Annotated in this window: 19 protein-coding genes; 9 read left to right on the forward strand and 10 right to left on the reverse strand. The window is 59.5% G+C overall.

Translation table 11 applies throughout. The features are described 5' to 3' along the window. Positions 1–8: 8 nt before the first annotated feature. From J9870_RS25080 to rplU, 6 genes are all read right to left on the reverse strand, one after another. Positions 9–2,045, reverse strand: coding sequence for a hypothetical protein (locus J9870_RS25080; RefSeq protein ID WP_210641038.1), 2,037 nt, complete (start codon positions 2,043–2,045; stop codon positions 9–11). 81 nt (positions 2,046–2,126) lie between these two features. Beyond that, a complete protein-coding gene (locus tag J9870_RS25085; protein ID WP_135847245.1) occupies positions 2,127–2,582 on the reverse strand; it encodes a CreA family protein in 456 nt (151 codons plus the stop codon). A gap of 9 nt (positions 2,583–2,591) precedes the next feature. Then, complete coding sequence (proB, locus tag J9870_RS25090; RefSeq protein ID WP_092333957.1) at positions 2,592–3,710, reverse strand: glutamate 5-kinase; 1,119 nt, start codon at positions 3,708–3,710, stop codon at positions 2,592–2,594. 278 nt (positions 3,711–3,988) lie between these two features. Beyond that, positions 3,989–5,212 (reverse strand): Obg family GTPase CgtA, encoded by a 1,224-nt coding sequence (cgtA, locus tag J9870_RS25095; protein WP_210641045.1) that lies wholly within the window; start codon positions 5,210–5,212, stop codon positions 3,989–3,991. Between the two features lie 190 nt (positions 5,213–5,402). Next, entirely contained in the window at positions 5,403–5,660 is a 258-nt protein-coding gene (gene rpmA / locus J9870_RS25100) for a 50S ribosomal protein L27 (RefSeq protein WP_003205738.1), read from the reverse strand. Between the two features lie 35 nt (positions 5,661–5,695). Beyond that, on the reverse strand, positions 5,696–6,010 hold the full coding sequence (rplU, locus tag J9870_RS25105; RefSeq protein WP_003176051.1) for a 50S ribosomal protein L21: 315 nt from the start codon (positions 6,008–6,010) through the stop codon (positions 5,696–5,698). Between the two features lie 239 nt (positions 6,011–6,249). Here rplU and J9870_RS25110 point away from each other — a divergent pair, with 239 nt between their 5' ends. The 3 genes from J9870_RS25110 to J9870_RS25120 all read left to right on the forward strand — a co-directional run bounded on the left by J9870_RS25110 (position 6,250) and on the right by J9870_RS25120 (position 8,148). Next, positions 6,250–7,218, forward strand: a complete 969-nt coding sequence (locus J9870_RS25110; protein WP_210641046.1) for a polyprenyl synthetase family protein — start codon at positions 6,250–6,252, stop codon at positions 7,216–7,218. A gap of 136 nt (positions 7,219–7,354) precedes the next feature. Then, positions 7,355–7,696: a zinc ribbon domain-containing protein YjdM gene (locus J9870_RS25115; RefSeq protein ID WP_210641048.1), complete on the forward strand. Its 342-nt coding sequence runs from the start codon at positions 7,355–7,357 to the stop codon at positions 7,694–7,696. A gap of 194 nt (positions 7,697–7,890) precedes the next feature. Continuing rightward, positions 7,891–8,148 carry a hypothetical protein gene (locus J9870_RS25120; RefSeq protein ID WP_210641050.1) on the forward strand — a complete coding sequence of 86 codons (258 nt, stop codon included), beginning with the start codon at positions 7,891–7,893 and terminating at the stop codon, positions 8,146–8,148. A 115-nt stretch (positions 8,149–8,263) separates the two neighbouring features. On the opposite strand, the gene J9870_RS25125 is transcribed toward J9870_RS25120, so the two are convergent. From J9870_RS25125 to J9870_RS25140, 4 genes are all read right to left on the reverse strand, one after another. Further along, positions 8,264–8,881 (reverse strand): FKBP-type peptidyl-prolyl cis-trans isomerase, encoded by a 618-nt coding sequence (locus tag J9870_RS25125; RefSeq protein ID WP_003205746.1) that lies wholly within the window; start codon positions 8,879–8,881, stop codon positions 8,264–8,266. 203 nt (positions 8,882–9,084) lie between these two features. Further along, positions 9,085–9,573 carry a TIGR00645 family protein gene (locus J9870_RS25130; protein ID WP_003185611.1) on the reverse strand — a complete coding sequence of 163 codons (489 nt, stop codon included), beginning with the start codon at positions 9,571–9,573 and terminating at the stop codon, positions 9,085–9,087. Between the two features lie 133 nt (positions 9,574–9,706). Further along, positions 9,707–10,048 (reverse strand): hypothetical protein, encoded by a 342-nt coding sequence (locus J9870_RS25135; RefSeq protein ID WP_210641051.1) that lies wholly within the window; start codon positions 10,046–10,048, stop codon positions 9,707–9,709. 301 nt (positions 10,049–10,349) lie between these two features. Next, complete coding sequence (locus tag J9870_RS25140; RefSeq protein ID WP_210641053.1) at positions 10,350–12,788, reverse strand: ATP-binding protein; 2,439 nt, start codon at positions 12,786–12,788, stop codon at positions 10,350–10,352. Between the two features lie 287 nt (positions 12,789–13,075). Here J9870_RS25140 and J9870_RS25145 point away from each other — a divergent pair, with 287 nt between their 5' ends. The 6 genes from J9870_RS25145 to J9870_RS25170 all read left to right on the forward strand — a co-directional run bounded on the left by J9870_RS25145 (position 13,076) and on the right by J9870_RS25170 (position 17,242). Next, complete coding sequence (locus tag J9870_RS25145) at positions 13,076–13,564, forward strand: DUF3015 domain-containing protein (protein ID WP_003185616.1); 489 nt, start codon at positions 13,076–13,078, stop codon at positions 13,562–13,564. Between the two features lie 90 nt (positions 13,565–13,654). Next, a complete protein-coding gene (locus tag J9870_RS25150; RefSeq protein WP_210641055.1) occupies positions 13,655–15,508 on the forward strand; it encodes a DUF4105 domain-containing protein in 1,854 nt (617 codons plus the stop codon). A 117-nt stretch (positions 15,509–15,625) separates the two neighbouring features. Next, complete coding sequence (locus J9870_RS25155) at positions 15,626–15,982, forward strand: hypothetical protein (protein ID WP_210641058.1); 357 nt, start codon at positions 15,626–15,628, stop codon at positions 15,980–15,982. Positions 15,983–16,054: 72 nt separating this feature from the next. Next, complete coding sequence (locus J9870_RS25160) at positions 16,055–16,546, forward strand: GreA/GreB family elongation factor (protein WP_210641060.1); 492 nt, start codon at positions 16,055–16,057, stop codon at positions 16,544–16,546. A 234-nt stretch (positions 16,547–16,780) separates the two neighbouring features. Next, the gene (locus tag J9870_RS25165) at positions 16,781–16,924 is read left to right on the forward strand and encodes a hypothetical protein (protein WP_178084280.1); all 144 of its coding nucleotides are present in this window, start codon (positions 16,781–16,783) and stop codon (positions 16,922–16,924) included. A gap of 159 nt (positions 16,925–17,083) precedes the next feature. Further along, positions 17,084–17,242, forward strand: coding sequence for a hypothetical protein (locus J9870_RS25170; RefSeq protein ID WP_210641062.1), 159 nt, complete (start codon positions 17,084–17,086; stop codon positions 17,240–17,242). The last annotated feature ends 70 nt before the right edge of the window (positions 17,243–17,312 follow it).

Below are 17,312 nucleotides of genomic sequence, written 5' to 3' on the forward strand. Positions count from 1 at the left end.
GCGGAAGCCTACTCACCAAAATTGAAAACCACTGGCTTGGGTGGAGGGCAGCCGCCAGGTGGTGGGAAATTCTGTACACCGGCCTCATCGTAGCCGGTGTAACACCCCACTATCTTGTCATCCTTGAAGTTCATGCGACGCTCAACCACGCCCGTCGGGTAATAGTAGATCGTCTCACCTTCACGCTTGGCGTATGAGTAATCCTTGTATTCCCTCCCCTCGACCGTTATCAGACGAAAGCCCTGCTTGGCCTCGGAGAACTTTAACTGACCGTCGGGGTAGTACTCCCTGTGAATGACGCGATCATCAGGCTCCAGCAACACCTCCCGGACGTTACGCCCATCCTGGGTGTGGCGAGCACTTTGCTCGTTTCCGAACAGGTACTCGCTCTCAGAGTCGAAATGGCCGTTATTGAAAGCCCCTCGCTGCTTGCCGCAGCGCTTGATGCTGGTGTACTTGCCATCAGGCACATGGCAGTAGTTCCTGTCAGCGATCAGCACGCCATTCGCATCAAAGGATTGCAGATTACCAATGGGCTCATCGCCCTCGTAGGTTGCCACCGTATCGGGCTGACCATTGGGGTGATAGAGGCGAAACGGGCCCTCTTTCGAACCATGCCGCCACGAGATATCCGAAAGCATCACCGCGCCGTCATCACTGTAGGTCAGGGCGCGCCCTTCGATCTGGCCATTGGCATAGTTGGCCGAATAGGTGAGCTTGCCATTGGCCGCGTAGGTTTCTTTCAAGCCATCCAGCACGCCTGCACGGTAATGCTCGACGAGCCGCAAGACACCCGCGGCATCCACTTCACGCAATTCGCCCTGCTTCTTATCAGCAACGAAATCCACGGTCTGGACACCACCACCTTCTACATTCAGCTTCCAACGACCTTCCCGGACACCGCGCACATAACGCCCCTCACCCCAGGGCATTATCCAGTTCCCGTGCTGCATTCCCGCCACAAAATCGCCACGCTGGATGACCTCACCCTGACGCACACGCTCGGAAGGCCCGTCAAAATCACCATGCTTGTAAGTATCGAAGCCGGACATCGCCCCTTCATCGTCGCGCCCCTCGATCGTCCAGCGCCCCTCATAGAAATCGTCGACGATCATGCCCCTGGAAACCGTGCCCCCATCACTGACAACCCACGGCCCCTGGCGCAATCCATCTACATAGGCGCCAGTGGACTCGTAGCCCGACTCGTCGAATTCAGTCCACTGACCCGATCTCTTACCCTGGACATACGAGCCCCGCGCCCAGAGCCGCCCATCGCCCAAGGCCACCCACGCCCCATCCTCGGAGCCCTGATAGACCTTTGGATTGGTCTCCCAAGCCATTCTGCTGACACGGTAGGCAGAACCAACATCCTCGTCCTGGGGAGGCACGCGCTCATAAGTCAGCGTGAGCCAGCGCCCTTCGCGCTGCTGGAAAGTCTTCTTGTAGGTGTCGCGATGAGGATCCTCCGCCGGCTGCCCCACCGAAGCCGGGACACCGTCGACACCGAAATAGCCCACCAGCGTGCCACTCGCAGGCGCCAGCGTGTCGAATTCGGCAATACCGGTCTTGGGCAACACAGCGCTGTAATCGTAAGGCGGCAATTTGCCCAGTTCTTTCTGGACCAGCGCGGCAGTGAGAACCTTGTGATCAGCGGCAATACGATCCAACACCGGCTGCAGCGTCTCGAGCCGGCGATACCCGCCAACGGACGGCACGAAGCGATAACCGTGAAGTGCAGACCGCCCCTTGGCCCGGGACAGCACGATCAACGTCTGCAGATCACTGTCGAGACTGGCGTAAAACACCGACTCGATGCTCGCATCACCATAAGTGTCGAGCACTTGCGGGACACCGTCCGGCGAATCGCACAGGCATGAATAACCGACGACACCCTCCGTCTCGCGGATAAACGCCAGCGTCGCCCCACTTTCCTGGGAAGTTTTTATCACCGGATGCGCCAGCGGCTTTGCGCCATAAAACGGCTCGGCCAACGCCCCGGCGCAAACGGAACAACCCAATACAAACAGCAGCAAAAACGAACGCATACGAATCCCTTCGCGCCAAAAGCACAACAAATCCATGAAAATTAAAAAAGCGAGCCGATCGGCTCGCCCATTATTCGAGACTTAACGCCACGGCAAGATCGGAATGGCTGTCACCGCATTCTGCGGGCTGCCTTCGATCACGCGGTCGCTATAGACCAGGTACACCAGCGTGTTGCGTTTCTTGTCGAGGAAACGCACCACCTGCATGGTCTTGAACACCAGCGAAGTGCGCTCCCTGAACACCTCTTCGCCGTCCTTGAGTTCACCCTTGAAGCTGATGGGCCCGACCTGGCGACAGGCGATGGACGCCTCGGCGCGATCCTCGGCCAGGCCCAGACCGCCCTTCACGCCGCCGGTCTTGGCTCGCGACAGATAGCAGGTCACACCGTCCACCTTGGGATCATCGAACGCCTCGACCACGATCCGGTCGTTCGGCCCGACAAACTTGAACACCGTCGATACCTGGCCGATTTCTTCGGCCGAAGCCAGCAGCGGCAATGCCAGCAGCAAGCCGATCAATCCTTTTGCCAAACCCATGATTTTTCCTTAGACGAGAATCAGGTTGTCACGGTGAACCAACTCAGGCTCAGCCATGTAACCCAACAGACCGACAATCGCATCAGACGACTGACCAATGATTTTCTGCGCTTCGAGCGCGCTGTAGTTAGCCAGGCCGCGGGCGATCTCGCGACCATCCGGCGCCACGCACACCACCATTTCGCCACGACGGAAACTGCCCTGGACCAGCTTCACGCCCACCGGCAACAGGCTTTTGTTGCCTTGGGACAAGGCCGCCACCGCACCTGCGTCCAGCACCAGGGTGCCACGGGTTTGCAGGTGCCCGGCCAGCCATTGCTTGCGCGCCGCCAGCATGCCGCGCTCAGGGGAGAGCAAGGTGCCGATGCGCTCGCCGGCCTTCAGGCGATCCAGCACACGCTCCAAGCGACCACCGACAATGATGGTGTGCGCCCCGGAGCGCGCCGCCAGACGCGCCGCACGCAACTTGGTCTGCATGCCGCCACGGCCCAGCGCACCACCGGTACCACCCGCCACCGCATCCAGCGCCGGGTCATCGGCACGGGCTTCGTAGATCAGCTTGGCGTCGGGGTTGTTGCGCGGATCGGCGTCGAACATGCCGTCGCGATCCGTGAGAATCACCAGCAGGTCAGCTTCCACCAGGTTCGCCACCAGCGCGGCCAGGGTGTCGTTATCGCCAAAGCGGATTTCGTCGGTGACCACCGTGTCGTTCTCGTTGATCACCGGGATGACCTTGAGCTCCACCAGCGCGCGCAAGGTGCTGCGGGCGTTGAGGTAGCGCTTGCGATCGGACAGGTCGTCGTGGGTCAGCAGGATCTGCGCCGTATGGCGACCGTGCTCGGCAAAGCTCGATTCCCAAGCCTGCACCAGGCCCATCTGGCCGATAGCGGCAGCGGCCTGCAATTCGTGCATCGCGCTGGGTCGCGACGTCCAGCCCAAACGGCTCATACCGGCTGCCACAGCCCCCGAAGAGACCAGTACCAGCTCGACGCCAGCCTCATGCAAGGCCACCATCTGCTCGACCCACACCGCCATTGCCTGGCGATCCAGGCCCTTGCCATCCGCTGTCAGCAGTGCGCTGCCGATCTTCACGACCCAGCGCCGCGCACCCGTCACCTTGCTCCGCATCATCTTCAACCTTTGCCAGCGAACGGCGCGACCCAGCGCCGCCCATGGGATTATTCGTATTTGCGTTTTACAGATACCAAAACGCCGCTCGAATGAGCGGCGCCTTGGAAACCGGCTGGCTGCGATGATAACACCGCGTTGAAACACTTAAACCTGTGGGAGCGAGCTTGCTCGCGATTGCATTGGGCCAGCAATATTGATACCGGCTATCACACCGCTATCGCGAGCAAGCTCGCTCCCACAGGTCCTGGCTTCAACCGAGCGACATCAGCACACGATCAGTCGCGAACGTAGATGATTTCCGGACCGTCTTCGTCATCCACATCTTCCTCGTCCCAATCGTCGTCACCGATGTCATGGACCGACTTCACGCCGCTGCGACGCAGGGCGCGCTGGTCATCCAGCGCCTGCAACTGGGCACGCGCCTCGTCTTCGATGCGCTGGTCGAGCTCAGCCAGCTCTTCCTTGTAGGCCGGATCGTTGGCCAGGCGATCGGCACGATCTTCCAGATAACGCATGATGTCGTGGCACAGACGCTCGGTGCCTTCTTTGGCAATGGCCGAGATCACATAGACCGGACCTTCCCACTCCAGGCGATCGACGATTTCCTTGACCCGCTCGTCATGCTCCTCTTCGAGGATCTGGTCGCACTTGTTCAGCACCAGCCAACGGTCACGCTCGGCCAGGGCCGGGCTGAACTTGGTCAGCTCGCTGACGATGACTTCAGCGGCATCGGCGGCATCAGTCTCATCCAGCGGCGCCATGTCCACGAGGTGCAGCAACAGGCGAGTACGGGACAAGTGCTTGAGGAAGCGAATCCCCAGGCCAGCGCCATCGGAAGCGCCTTCGATCAGCCCCGGGATGTCCGCGACCACGAAGCTCTTCCAGCGGTCGACGCTGACCACGCCCAGGTTCGGCACCAGGGTGGTGAACGGGTAATCGGCGACTTTCGGCTTAGCCGCCGACACCGAGCGAATGAAGGTACTTTTACCGGCATTCGGCAAACCCAGCAGGCCCACATCGGCCAGCACTTTCATTTCCAGCTTGAGGTCACGCTGCTCGCCCGGCTTGCCTGGCGTGGTCTGGCGTGGCGCACGGTTGGTACTGGATTTGAAACGGGTGTTGCCCAGGCCGTGCCAGCCGCCATGGGCAACCAGCAGACGCTGGCCAGCCTTGGTCAGGTCGCCAATGACTTCCTGGGTGGCGGAGTCGATCACCGTGGTGCCGACTGGCACGCGCAGGACCAGATCCTCACCTTTTTTGCCGGTGCAGTCGGTGCTGCCGCCGTTGGAGCCACGCTCGGCATCGAAGTGCCGGGTGTAACGGTAGTCCACCAGGGTGTTGAGGTTTTCGTCGGCGAGCATGTAGATCGAGCCGCCGTCGCCACCGTCACCACCGTTCGGGCCACCGTTTTCAATGAACTTTTCCCGACGGAAACTCATGCAACCATTGCCGCCGTCGCCAGCCTTTACTCGAATCGATACTTCATCAACAAACTTCATGACACACGCCTCTCGCCATACGGACGAGCCAAAAAAACAAGACATAAGACTCTTGCAAAAATGAGCGCAGCGACCTGATGACACGCCCCAACCGCAGCGCCGACAGCCCATACAAACAGTTTTGCAAGAGACTCACCCCACAAACGAAAAAGCCCCGTCGCAAGACAGGGCTTTTCCAGCGGTCTCGCAATTAAGCTGCGATAACGCTTACGTAACGACGACCGAAGGCGCCTTTTACTTCGAACTTGATCACGCCTTCGACTTTAGCGAAGAGGGTGTGATCTTTACCCATGCCCACGCCGTAGCCAGCGTGGAATTGGGTGCCGCGCTGACGCACGATGATGTTGCCTGCTTTGATAGCCTGGCCGCCATACATCTTCACGCCAAGGCGTTTGGCTTCTGAGTCGCGACCGTTACGGGTACTACCACCAGCTTTTTTGTGTGCCATGAGTTCAATTCTCCTAGTGAGGAATTAGGCTGAAATTAAGCCTGAATACCGGTGATTTTGATCTCGGTGTACCACTGGCGGTGGCCCATACGCTTCATGTGGTGCTTACGGCGACGGAACTTGATGATGCGGACTTTATCGTGACGACCTTGGGAGATCACTTCAGCCACAACGGTAGCGCCAGCAACGACTGGAGCGCCGATATTCACGTCATCGCCATTGGCGACCAACAGAACGCGATCAAAAGTCACGGATTCGCCGGTAGCGATTTCCAGTTTTTCGATCTTCAGGTATTCACCTGGGGCGACCTTGTATTGCTTGCCACCAGTAACAATTACTGCGTACGACATGGTATTTCTCCGATAATCCTGCTCACCCAGCGCTTTATAAGAAGAGGTATTGGCTGGCATGGCTGCATGGGCTGGAAGGCCCGGATGCAATTGCGTAAGGCAGGTGCTGCCCAGGAAGTTCAGGGTGCGCGATTGTACGCAAGGCGCAACAGCCTTGCAAGTAGCCGTCCATCGCGCCTTGACAGGCCTGGGTGGGGGTCCTAGCATGCCGCGCAACCCTTCTGGAGCACCTGTCGCTGATGCAACCCCAAGCTTTCTACCGCGCGGTGGCGGACGATTTTAGCGCCGTCGACGGCATCATCAAGAAGCAGCTGACTTCCCGAGTGCCTCTGGTATCGAAAATCGGCGACTACATCACGTCAGCGGGTGGCAAGCGCCTGCGTCCTTTATTGGTGCTGTTGTGTGGCAAGGCCCTGGGCCGCGAAGGCGACGACCTGCGCCTTCTGGCCGCCACCATCGAATTCCTGCACACCGCGACCCTGCTGCATGACGACGTGGTCGACATGTCTGGCATGCGCCGTGGCCGCTCGACTGCCAATGCCATGTGGGGCAACGCCCCAAGCGTGCTGGTGGGCGACTTCCTGTATTCGCGCTCGTTCGAAATGATGGTCGAACTGGGCTCGATGCAAGTGATGAAGATCCTGTCCCAGGCTACTCGCATCATCGCCGAAGGCGAAGTGCTGCAGTTGTCCAAGGTGCGCGACGCCAGCACCACCGAAGAAACCTACATGGAAGTCATTCGTGGCAAAACCGCGATGCTCTTCGAAGCCTCGACCCACAGCGCCGCCGCGCTGGCCGGCGCCACTGCCGAGCAGAGCGAAGCGCTGCGCACCTTTGGCGATCACCTGGGCGTGGCCTTCCAGTTGGTGGACGACCTGCTGGACTACAAGGGCGACGCCGAGACCCTGGGCAAGAACGTCGGTGACGACCTGGCCGAAGGCAAGCCTACCCTGCCATTGATCTACACCATGCGCGAAGGCACGCCTGAACAGGCGGCCCTGGTCCGCCAGGCGATCCAGAAAGGCGGGATCGAGAACCTGGAAAGCATTCGTGAAGCGGTTGAAGCGTCCGGCTCGCTGGACTACACCGCGAAACTGGCCCGTGACTATGTCGCCCGCGCGATCAAATGCCTCGACGCCCTGCCGGCCAGCGAATACCGCGATGCGCTGGTGGAATTGAGCGAGTTTGCGGTGGCGCGTACCCATTAAGTCGATCACCAGAGGCTTTTTTGTGAAGAGGGGATTTCTCCCCTCTCCACAATGCTCCGGCGGCAGCCATCCTTTTCAGTAACAAAACCCTATATAATGTGCGCCCTTTTGCCCTCCTGATACCCAAGGAACCTTAGTGAGCACGTTGCCTCCCTGCCCGAAATGCAATTCCGAATACACCTACGAAGACGGTACTCAACTGGTCTGCCCGGAGTGTGCCCACGAATGGTCTGCCAATGGCGAAGTCGAAACGGCGTCCGATGACACCGTGAAGAAAGATTCGGTCGGCAACGTCCTGCAGGACGGCGACACCATCACCGTGATCAAGGACCTCAAGGTCAAGGGCACCTCACTGGTAGTCAAGGTCGGCACCAAGGTGAAAAACATCCGCCTGTGCGATGGCGATCACGACATCGACTGCAAGATCGACGGCATTGGCCCGATGAAGCTCAAATCCGAGTTTGTCAGAAAGGTCTGAGGCCGCTATTTCCCATCCCACGCGCTGCGTGGGATGGTGCTTGGCCCTCCTCGCTTTTTTGCCCTATCCCCACGCGCCAGCCATCTTGGGCTGCCACGACCCATCGTCAGAAAACCAATCGGAACACCAATAGAGACTTGCTATTTAGCGAATAAGAATTATTCTCATCGAACCCCATCAAGGAGATGAGAACCATGACTTATTTGATCGATGCCTGGCTGGACCGCCCACATCCCTATCTCAGGATCCTGCATCGGGAAACCGGGGAAGTCTGTGCGGTGCTTGAAGAAGAAGCCTTGAGCGAGCTGCAGGACCAAGGGGATCTGGACCTCAACAGTCTCAATTCCAGCGAACCGTTGGTACTCAAGGAGCTGGTGCGTAATCTGTTCCTGTTCTGCTACGCCCGGGCGTTGCGCCCGACGAGCGATTTCAATGGCAGGTTTCACGGATGAAGCACCAAACCCTGTGGGAGCGAGCTTGCTCGCGATAGCGGTGTGACAATCAACTGGGATGTTGAATGTAAGTCCGCCATCGCGAGCAAGCTCGCTCCCACAGGTATTTAGGGTCTTACAGAACGTCCAACAGCTCGACGTCAAACACCAGTACGCTGTGCGGCGGGATGCTGCCAACGCCTTGAGCGCCGTAAGCCAGTTCGCTCGGTACGTACAGGCGCCATTTGCTGCCGGCGTTCATCAGTTGCAGTGCTTCGGTCCAGCCTGGAATCACGCCGCCCACCGGGAATTCGGCAGGCTGGCCACGATCGTAGGAGCTGTCGAACACAGTGCCGTCGATCAGGGTGCCGTGGTAGTGGGTACGCACCTGGTCTTCACGGGTCGGCTTGGCGCCTTCGCCCTGGGTCAGCACTTCGAATTGCAGGCCGGAAGCCAGGGTGGTGATGCCTTCACGCTTAGCGTTTTCGGCCAGGAATGCACGGCCTTCGCCAGCAGCGGCTTCAGCCTTGGCAGCGGCTTCGGCCTGCATGATTTCGCGGATGACCTTGAAGCTGGCGGACATCTCGTCCTGGCCCACACGGCTCGGCTTGCCGGCGAAGGCGTCGGTCAGACCGGCCAGGATCGCGTCCAGGCTCACGCCCGGTGGCGGGTTGTCGCGCAGTTGGTCGCCCAGCTGGCGGCCAATGCCGTAGCTGACGCGGGTTTCGTCGGTGGACAGGTTAACTTCGGACATGATGCTGCTCCGCTGTGCGGACGGCTCGGGAAATTGCCGTGGATGACACAGCGCCTCCCGGAGCGCCCGGAACCAAAAGGGCGAGCAGACTAGCACAGATGCCGGGGCGGGTGACGAGCCCCGCATCGAGCGCCGCCGCCAGAAACGATAACGCCCGCCTGCTTCTCGACAGGCGGACGCTACGCCAGGGCGATGAAACGACCTCAATGCTTGGTCAGTTTATCCAGGTAGCCCATGGCAAATGCCGACACCACGAACGTCATGTGAATGATCACATACCACTTCAGGTGCTCGGGATCGACGTTCTTGGCATCCATGAAAATGCGCAGCAGGTGAATGGAGGAAATGGCCACGATCGAGGCCGCGACTTTCATCTTCAGCGATGAAGAGTCCATGGTGCCCAGCCAGTTGAGCTTTTCCTTGTCGGAATCGATGTCCAATTGCGAGACGAAGTTCTCGTAGCCGGAAATCATCACCATCACCAACAGGCCGCCCACCAGCGCCATGTCGATCAGCGACAGCAGCACCAGGATCAGATCGGATTCGGCCATGGAAAACACGTTGGGAATGACGTGAAAGACTTCCTGGAAGAATTTCAGCGCCAGGGCCAGCAAGCCCAGGGACAGCCCGAAGTAGATCGGCGCCAGCAGCCAACGGGAGGCGTACATTGCGTTTTCGATAAAGCGTTCCATTGAATCTCACACCAGGGCTGAAAAATCGCGGCGAGTATATCAGCCACGACCAACCCCACAAACGCCGGGCCGATCCTTGGCTCCGACCCTTGTTTCAAAACTTTACTGCACATGCCCGTCCGAAGATGCCGCGTCAATGCAGTGGACGAAACTCGAAACCATCAACGCTACGGCACCGGCCGCCATTGATTTCACGCAATTGGGCTTGCATGTGCAGGCACCAGATTTGCGGGTCGTCGGCCAGTTCATAGCCGTGCAATGTCAGGCTCTGAACGATGGTGTCGAGGATGGATTCAGCGGCGTTCGGGCCAGGAAACGGGCCCTGGGCCTTGATCGCGGAAGGTTGTTCACCGGCCATTCCGGCGGCGAAGAGCAAGGTCCACATGCCGGTATCACCCGCCAGCGGGCGAATGGCGCATTCGATACGGGTGACAAGGCCCAGGCATTGACGAGTGAGGCAAAGGTTGCGCGACATGGCGGCGCCCCTCGGTAGATCCGGTATTCAGCCCAGGGAGGGCTGTTTCGATCCAATGATGACTCTCGTTATCCTTGAACTGAGGATAGAAGAAAAGTTCCGGCCTCAAGGGAAAGCGAGACCAGAATGCGCCGAATGGTCATAGTGTGAATATTGACGCCAAAGTGGTGGCACTTATTAACTCAACCCCGAAACAATGTGGAAGCGAGCTTGCTCGCGATAGCGGTATGACAGTCGAGAAAAAAGTGACTGAAACTCCGCTATCGCGAGCAAGCTCGCTCCCACAGCAATCAGGAAAGCATCAAGCCGGCTTGGCCTCCGCCAACGCCTGCTGCGCCAGTTCCTTTTCCGCTTCCTTGATGTCGTCTTCGCTGATCATCTCCGCAATCACCCGCAGCCGCTCCACCACCCGGGCGTTGACGCTGCCCTCGGGGAATTCGCCGTTTTCATTCGGCTCACCGGCAGGCTCGCCCACCAGCAGGCTCAAGGCTTCGTCGGCCTGGCGCACGGCATAGACGTGGAACTGCCCGGCGCGCACGGCAGCCAGCACCTTCTCGTCGAGCATCAGTGTCGCGACGTTGGCCTGGGGAATGATTGCCCCCTGCTCACCGGTCAACCCGCGGGCTTCGCAGAGGCGGAAGAAGCCTTCGATCTTCTCGTTGACCCCGCCCACCGCCTGCACTTCACCGAACTGGTTGATCGAACCGGTAATGGCGAAGCATTGCTTCAACGGCGTTTTCGACAAGGCCGAAATCAGCGTGCACGCCTCGCCCAGGGACGCGCTATCGCCGTCCACATAACCGTAGGACTGCTCCAGGGCAATGCTGGCGGAGATCGCCAGCGGGAACTCCTGGGCATAACGACTGCCCAGGTAACCCGTGAGAATCATCACGCCCTTGGAGTGGATCGGTTGGCCCAGGTTGACCTCCCGCTCAATGTCGACGATACCGCTGCCGCCCGGATACACCGTGGCGGAGATCCGCGCCGGGACCCCGAACGCCGAGTCGCCCACTTCCAGCACGGTCAAGCCGTTGCACTTGCCCACGGCCGCGCCGTCGGTGTCGATCAGGATGATCCCCGCCAACATGTCGTCGAGGATCCGCGCCGAGACACGCCCGGTGCGCGTGGCCTTGGCCTTGAGCGCGCGCTCGATGTGGCCGGCGTCGGTCATTTCGTCACCGGCCAACTGGCGAATGAAATCCGCCTCGCTGACCAGTTGGAACAGGTCGCCGATACGCGCCGACAAGCGCCCCTGGTGTTCGGCCAGCCTGGCACTGTAAGTGGCCAGGCGCGCCACCGCATCGGCGGTCAGCGGGGCCATGCCCTCTTCAGAGGTACGGGTCTTGAGCAACTGGGCGAACTGCTCCAGGCTCTCATCGCCCATCGGGATGTCTTCGTCGAAATCCACCAGCACGCGAAACATTTCCTGGAAGTCCGGATCCAGGTCCTGCAAGGCGTAGTAGAGCTGGCGCGCCCCGATGATCACAACCTTGACCTGCAGCGGGATGTGCTGCGGCGTCAGGGTTACCGTGGCTACGCGCCCCAGTTCACCGAGCGGCGATTCCATTTTCAGCTTGCGCGATTGCAGAGCACGCTTGAGCGCATCCCACACGAACGGCTCACCGAGCATTTTTTCCGCTTCGAGAATCAGAAAACCGCCGTTGGCCCGGTGCAGGGCGCCCGGCCGCAGCTGCCGATAGGTGGTGTAGAGCGCGCCCTGGTCAGTGCTGTATTCGATACGACCGAACAGGTTGTCGTAGGTCGGGTGCGGCTCGAACACCACCGGGGCGCCACCACTGAACGGATGCCCGACCACCAGGCTCGGAGCATATTGCTCCTCCAGCAGCTTGCGAGCGATAGCGTCGGTCTTGCTGTCGTCCACCAGTTGCTCGACCACGGTCTTGAGCAGATAAACCTGCATGGCCTGCAGGTAACCGCAGACCGCCGCGTTTTCCGCGTACTTTTCCGACAGCGGTGCCAAAAGAGGCTGCAGGGCCAAGGTAATGGTTTCTTCGTTGAGCTGGCGCAACTGGTTGCTCGACTCGCGCTTCCACTGCGGCAGGCTGGCGAGTTCTTCGTTCAGGCGCTCTTCAAGGCCGGAAATGTCCTCATGGAAACGCTCGCGCTCGGCCTCTGGCAACTGGGCGAACTCCGCCTCATCCAGGGCCTTGCCTTCGCTCATCGGTGTGAAGGCGATGTTGCTGCTGTCACGGTACAGCGCGACATCCTTCTCCAGTGCCAGGCGCTCGATCACATCGAGGGCACGGTCGTAGCGCTGGTTGAAGGCACGGTCGATGGCGCTTTTTTTCTGCTGGTAGGACGGGTGCTCGAACACTGCCGGGAAGGTCGCCAGCAGGTTGTCGATCAGGCCGTTGATGTCAGCGATGAAAGCACCGGCAGTGCCCGATGGCAGCTCCAGGGCACGGGGTTCGCGGGGCTCATCGAAATTGTTGACGTAGACCCAGTCGGCCGGGGTCTGCAGGCGCTTGCCTTCAGCCTTGAGGTAACGTTTGACGAACGAAAACCGGCCAGTGCCAGGCTCTCCCATCACGAATACGTTGTAACCGGGGCGCGGCATGGCCACGCCGAACTGCAATGCTTCGACCGCACGTTCCTGGCCAAGCACACCGCGGAAGGGCTCCAGATCATTGGTGGTAGAGAAGCTGAACTGTTCAGCGGAAAACGGACGGGTCAGCGCTTCGGGCGCTAGACGCAAGCTGGCAGCAACAGGATCAGGCATCGGGCTTCCTTACATCAGGCGGGGCAGATAGCGGCATTCTGGCGCTGCCTGTACCTGACTGGCAAGGAGCGCCTCAGACCAAAGCATAGTCAAGGCGTGAACCCCGAGCCGGGCTTCGTGGATTCATGACTTGCCGGATAGTTTTTGCAAAATGTCACGGAACCCCTGGATCGTGCCTAAACTCCAAATTGCGCGGCTGGAACAATAACCGGCCCACTGGCGCCTAGCCCAACAGGAACGAGGTGCCAGACCCTGTCCATTGGTATGCACATAAAGAGAACATAGCTATGAAACGGATTCTTCTCGGTACTCTCTTCACCGCTGTATCCATCAACGCCATGGCCCAGGCGCCGGGCGGCCCGGATTGCGGCTGGGGCAACATGCTGTTTGAAGGTCAGCGTGGCACCCCGGCTCACTTCCTGGCATCCACCACCAACGGCACCTCCGGTAACGCTACCTTCGGCATGACGTCCGGCACCAACGGTTGCTCGACCAACGCGGCACTGACCTACGGTGGCAAGTCCTGGCTGGCCATGAATGGCATGATGAACGAGCTGTCCGAGGACATGGCCAAGGGTCAGGGCGAAGCGCTGACCACCTACGCCGTGGTGCTCGGCGTGGCGCCGGAAGACCGTGCGCACTTCTCCGCCGTCACTCACGAGCACTTCCAGCAGATCTTCAGCAAGGCTGACGTGACCGCCGAAGACGTGCATACCAACACCCTGGCCGTACTGAAAAGCGACCCTCGCCTGGCCAAGTACGCCACTCAAGCTTAAGCTCGACACCACTCGCTCCTTCCGGGGAGCGGGTTTTTCTTTTTCGGGCCCCCTTGCGGTCTTTATTTTCGACTTTCCAAGTAGCCGACTATGCTCAAACGCCTTGCCTGGCTGGCGCTCTGTGTCTGCGCCCCGCTGTCCGCCGCGCCTCATGTCGACCCTCAACGTTTGCAGCAACTGGCCAATGACCGCTTCTGGATTTCCCTGGGCCATTACGAAACCGCCAAGCTGGGTGGCTGGCGCAGCTATGTCAGCGACAAGAAATTCTTCCTCGCCCCCGACGGCAACGAACACCCCGACCGTGAACTGAGCGCCACGCTGAACGCCTTGTACGGCCCGGCCAGCGCCGGCCAACAACACGCCCAGTGCGTGTACCCGGCGCGCACGCGCTGGCTCAAAGCGCAGCTAAAACTGACGGATCTGCCAGCGGTCAACTGCAGCGAATTCAACCAATGGTTCAAGGACGTGTCGCCCCACAGCGCGGTGATGATTTTCCCCGCGGCGTACCTCAACAGCCCGTCCTCGATGTTCGGTCACACCTTGCTACGCATCGATCAGGCCGACGTGCAGGCCGACAAGACCGCCCTGCTCAGCTATGCGATCAATTTCGGCGCCTACATCGAAGGCTCGGACAACAGCATCCTCTACGCCTGGAAAGGCCTCATGGGCGGCTATCCGGGCCTGTTCGCCCTGGTGCCTTACCAGGAAAAACTCTCCGAGTACCGCAGCCTGGAGAACCGCGACCTGTGGGAATACCGCCTGAACCTGAGCCAGGCGGAAACCGAGCGCATGGTCGAGCACGTCTGGGAACTCAAGCAGATTCAGTTCGACTATTTTTTCTTCGACGAAAACTGCTCCTATCGCCTGCTCGAACTGCTGCAAGTGGCCCGTCCCAGCCTGCACCTGACCGAACAATTCCCGCTGACAGCCATTCCCACCGACACCGTCAAAGCCGTGAAAGAAGCCGGTCTGGTGGAAAGCATCGACTATCGGCCGTCCCGTGAACGGGAACTGCTCAGCCGCGCCGAGCCGCTCAACGACGACGAACAGCAATGGGTGCTGAAAGTCAGCGCCGACCAGCAGCAACTGCAAACGCCCGGATTCAAGGCGCTGGCGCGCGAACGCCAGGCCCTGATCATCGATGCGGCCTATCGCCTGGAGCGCTATCGCGCCAACGGCCAGGAGCGCGATCCGCAACGCTCCCAGCGCAGCTTCGAATTGTTGCGGGCGATCAACCAGAACCCCGCGCCAGAACTGGACATCCCGCAACCTGGCCTGCCCGAGAATGGCCATGAGTCGCGCACCTGGCAGGCCGGCCTCGGCACGCGAGGCGACCGGGCGTTTGGCGAGTATGGCTTGCGCATGGCCTACCACGACCTCAACGACAACGGCGAGAGCTTCCCACTGGGCGCGCAGATCGAGATCCTGCAACTGAAACTGCGCCAGTACGAAGGCAATGACTGGCAAGTGCAGCAACTGGACCTGGCAACCATTCGCTCCCTGACCCCGCGCAACGAGCTGCTGCAACCGCTGTCCTGGCAGGTCACCGGCGGCCTGGAGCGGGTGCCGGGCAGACACGACGATGAAACCTTGGTCAGCCACGTCAACGGCGGCGCCGGTGGTACCTGGGCGCTGGGCGAAGATGTGCTGGGCTTTGCCCTGGGCACGGTGCGCGTCGAGCACAACAACGACTTCGCCCAGTTCATCGCCCCGGCCGCGGGCTTCAACAGCGGCGTGCTGTGGAAAAACCCGCTGGGCAACCTGAGCCTGGAAGCCAAGGGTGATTATTTCGTCAACGGCGAAGTGCGTCGTAGCCTGAGCCTGAATCAACAGTGGGAGTTGTCCCGCAACCTCGGCTTGCGCTTGAGTGCCCAGCGGGAGTTCAGCCAACTGGCCTCGCCGGAGAACGAGGTGATGCTCGAGGTGAAGTGGTATCACTATTGATCAAGACATGTGCGCACGCGCAAAGCCACGAACAGATTGATCACAACGCTTTCACATCGGCCTGACGAATCCGCTTCTAGACTTCTTGTATAAGTGGATGCGGCAGGACGGTAGAAAATGAGGCGCGCGGCAGTGGTACTGGGTGTGTTGATGTTGCTCGGCGGCTGTGAAACCACCCATGAAGACCTGATCGCCCGCGGTTATCCACCGGCGTTCGCCGACGGCTACGACGACGGCTGCAGCAGTGGCCGGCAAGCCGCTGGAGTGATGACCGGCCAGTTCAGGAAAGACGTGCCGCGCTACCTCAAGGATGCACGCTACGCTGAAGGCTGGAGCGATGGTTTTCGCCAATGCCAGGCCATGCGCGAGAGCGAGGAGCGTGACGCCTACCGTGAACGTCACTGGGACGAGCGCGAACGGGCCTGGCAGCAACAGAAGGACCAGGGCGCCGCGCGGGCTTATCGCTCGCAGTGAGTCGCGCATGGACATTCGTTGAAACCAAAAGCCTGCGACCATGGCCCAAACTCCAACCAGAGGAGCAATTCCATGAGTCGCGCCTTCGTCAACGAAGACAACGCCGCAGCCCAGGCCGATCAGCCGGTCGAACGCCAGGTCAGCGCACAAGCCAATTACGTCACCGCCGCCGGACTCGCCCAATTGCAGGCGCGGGTTGCCCAATTGCAGACGCTGCACAGCCAGCAGACGGCCAGAGGGGACCAGGCAGACAAACAGCGCATCGCGGACATTGAACGGGATCTGCGCTATTTCAATCAGCGCCTGCAAAGTGCGCAAGTGGTTATGCCCACGTCATCCGACCAAGTGCGGATCGGTCATTGGGTGTCCTTTGTCGATGAGCAAGAGCACGAGCAACGGGTGCAATTGGTAGGTGAAGACCAGGCCGATGCGGCCAGTGGGCTGATCAACTGGGGCTCGCCGCTGGGGCGAGCGTTGTTAGGGGCCAAGGTCGGGGATGAGGTGATCTGGGAACGACCGGTGGGGAATCTCGCCATTGAAATCATTGCGATAGAGCCTGCTTGAGCGACGCTTGTTAAGTGCAGCGATAGAACACTTCAAACTCTTCGCCTCGTCAACAGTATTGGATAAAGGGTTTAAGTCCTCTAGCACTAGAGCCTGACGACAGCAGATTACATGCCTGTAGCAACATGTAACCGCAACATAAGGTCATAACGACAAGTTGGTGTTAAACCAGGAGCATGCTACTGTTTTTTCCGCACCAAAACAGGTGCGTGACAACAGTAGAGGAGAAACATAATGAGCGAACAAATACTGGCAATGTCAGGTGACTTCGACGGTGACTTCAAGTCCTACCAACAAGTTAACAGCCTTGGCATTGAGTCAGCAGCGCTGACCATTGTCGAGTGCGGCACCACCGAGTGCACCGCTCTTTTGTGCTAACCCCTACCCTTTCAAAGTCACCATGTAACACGACTTTGACATCCCTAATCCCATTCATAAAAAACTTCATTTCACATCCTACAGTTCGGGCGCAATGACTGGCTTCCGATTGACCACAAGTCACTGTACGTGATGTTTCATAATTGATGAGGCAATACCATGAGCGAAAAAATCCTGAACATGTCCGGTGACTTCTATCTCGAATTCGACGCCTACCAAGCGCCCGCCAGCAACATCGGGGAAATGCTGGTAACCTCGATGGAATGTTACACCTTTGGCGGCTGCACCGTCATTGAATGTTCGACACTCGGCTGTTAACTCCGGTTAACTAATCATCGAAACAGGCAACATCTATAAACATAGAGCAGGCATCGCCTATCATTGATGA

Origin of the sequence: Pseudomonas sp. Tri1 (genome assembly GCF_017968885.1) — a bacterium.
In the GTDB taxonomy this organism is placed as follows: Bacteria; Pseudomonadota; Gammaproteobacteria; order Pseudomonadales; family Pseudomonadaceae; genus Aquipseudomonas.

What these genes read in the sequence shown, in the direction of transcription:
- J9870_RS25080 (WP_210641038.1), bottom strand. Translation starts at nt 2,045, where the DNA reads ATGCGTTCGTTTTTGCTGCTGTTTGTATTGGGTTGTTCCGTTTGCGCC.
- J9870_RS25085 (WP_135847245.1), bottom strand. Translation starts at nt 2,582, where the DNA reads ATGGGTTTGGCAAAAGGATTGATCGGCTTGCTGCTGGCATTGCCGCTG.
- proB (WP_092333957.1), bottom strand. Translation starts at nt 3,710, where the DNA reads ATGCGGAGCAAGGTGACGGGTGCGCGGCGCTGGGTCGTGAAGATCGGC.
- cgtA (WP_210641045.1), bottom strand. Translation starts at nt 5,212, where the DNA reads ATGAAGTTTGTTGATGAAGTATCGATTCGAGTAAAGGCTGGCGACGGC.
- rpmA (WP_003205738.1), bottom strand. Translation starts at nt 5,660, where the DNA reads ATGGCACACAAAAAAGCTGGTGGTAGTACCCGTAACGGTCGCGACTCA.
- rplU (WP_003176051.1), bottom strand. Translation starts at nt 6,010, where the DNA reads ATGTCGTACGCAGTAATTGTTACTGGTGGCAAGCAATACAAGGTCGCC.
- J9870_RS25110 (WP_210641046.1), top strand. Translation starts at nt 6,250, where the DNA reads ATGCAACCCCAAGCTTTCTACCGCGCGGTGGCGGACGATTTTAGCGCC.
- J9870_RS25120 (WP_210641050.1), top strand. Translation starts at nt 7,891, where the DNA reads ATGACTTATTTGATCGATGCCTGGCTGGACCGCCCACATCCCTATCTC.
- J9870_RS25125 (WP_003205746.1), bottom strand. Translation starts at nt 8,881, where the DNA reads ATGTCCGAAGTTAACCTGTCCACCGACGAAACCCGCGTCAGCTACGGC.
- J9870_RS25130 (WP_003185611.1), bottom strand. Translation starts at nt 9,573, where the DNA reads ATGGAACGCTTTATCGAAAACGCAATGTACGCCTCCCGTTGGCTGCTG.
- J9870_RS25135 (WP_210641051.1), bottom strand. Translation starts at nt 10,048, where the DNA reads ATGTCGCGCAACCTTTGCCTCACTCGTCAATGCCTGGGCCTTGTCACC.
- J9870_RS25140 (WP_210641053.1), bottom strand. Translation starts at nt 12,788, where the DNA reads ATGCCTGATCCTGTTGCTGCCAGCTTGCGTCTAGCGCCCGAAGCGCTG.
- J9870_RS25145 (WP_003185616.1), top strand. Translation starts at nt 13,076, where the DNA reads ATGAAACGGATTCTTCTCGGTACTCTCTTCACCGCTGTATCCATCAAC.
- J9870_RS25150 (WP_210641055.1), top strand. Translation starts at nt 13,655, where the DNA reads ATGCTCAAACGCCTTGCCTGGCTGGCGCTCTGTGTCTGCGCCCCGCTG.
- J9870_RS25155 (WP_210641058.1), top strand. Translation starts at nt 15,626, where the DNA reads ATGAGGCGCGCGGCAGTGGTACTGGGTGTGTTGATGTTGCTCGGCGGC.
- J9870_RS25160 (WP_210641060.1), top strand. Translation starts at nt 16,055, where the DNA reads ATGAGTCGCGCCTTCGTCAACGAAGACAACGCCGCAGCCCAGGCCGAT.
- J9870_RS25165 (WP_178084280.1), top strand. Translation starts at nt 16,781, where the DNA reads ATGAGCGAACAAATACTGGCAATGTCAGGTGACTTCGACGGTGACTTC.
- J9870_RS25170 (WP_210641062.1), top strand. Translation starts at nt 17,084, where the DNA reads ATGAGCGAAAAAATCCTGAACATGTCCGGTGACTTCTATCTCGAATTC.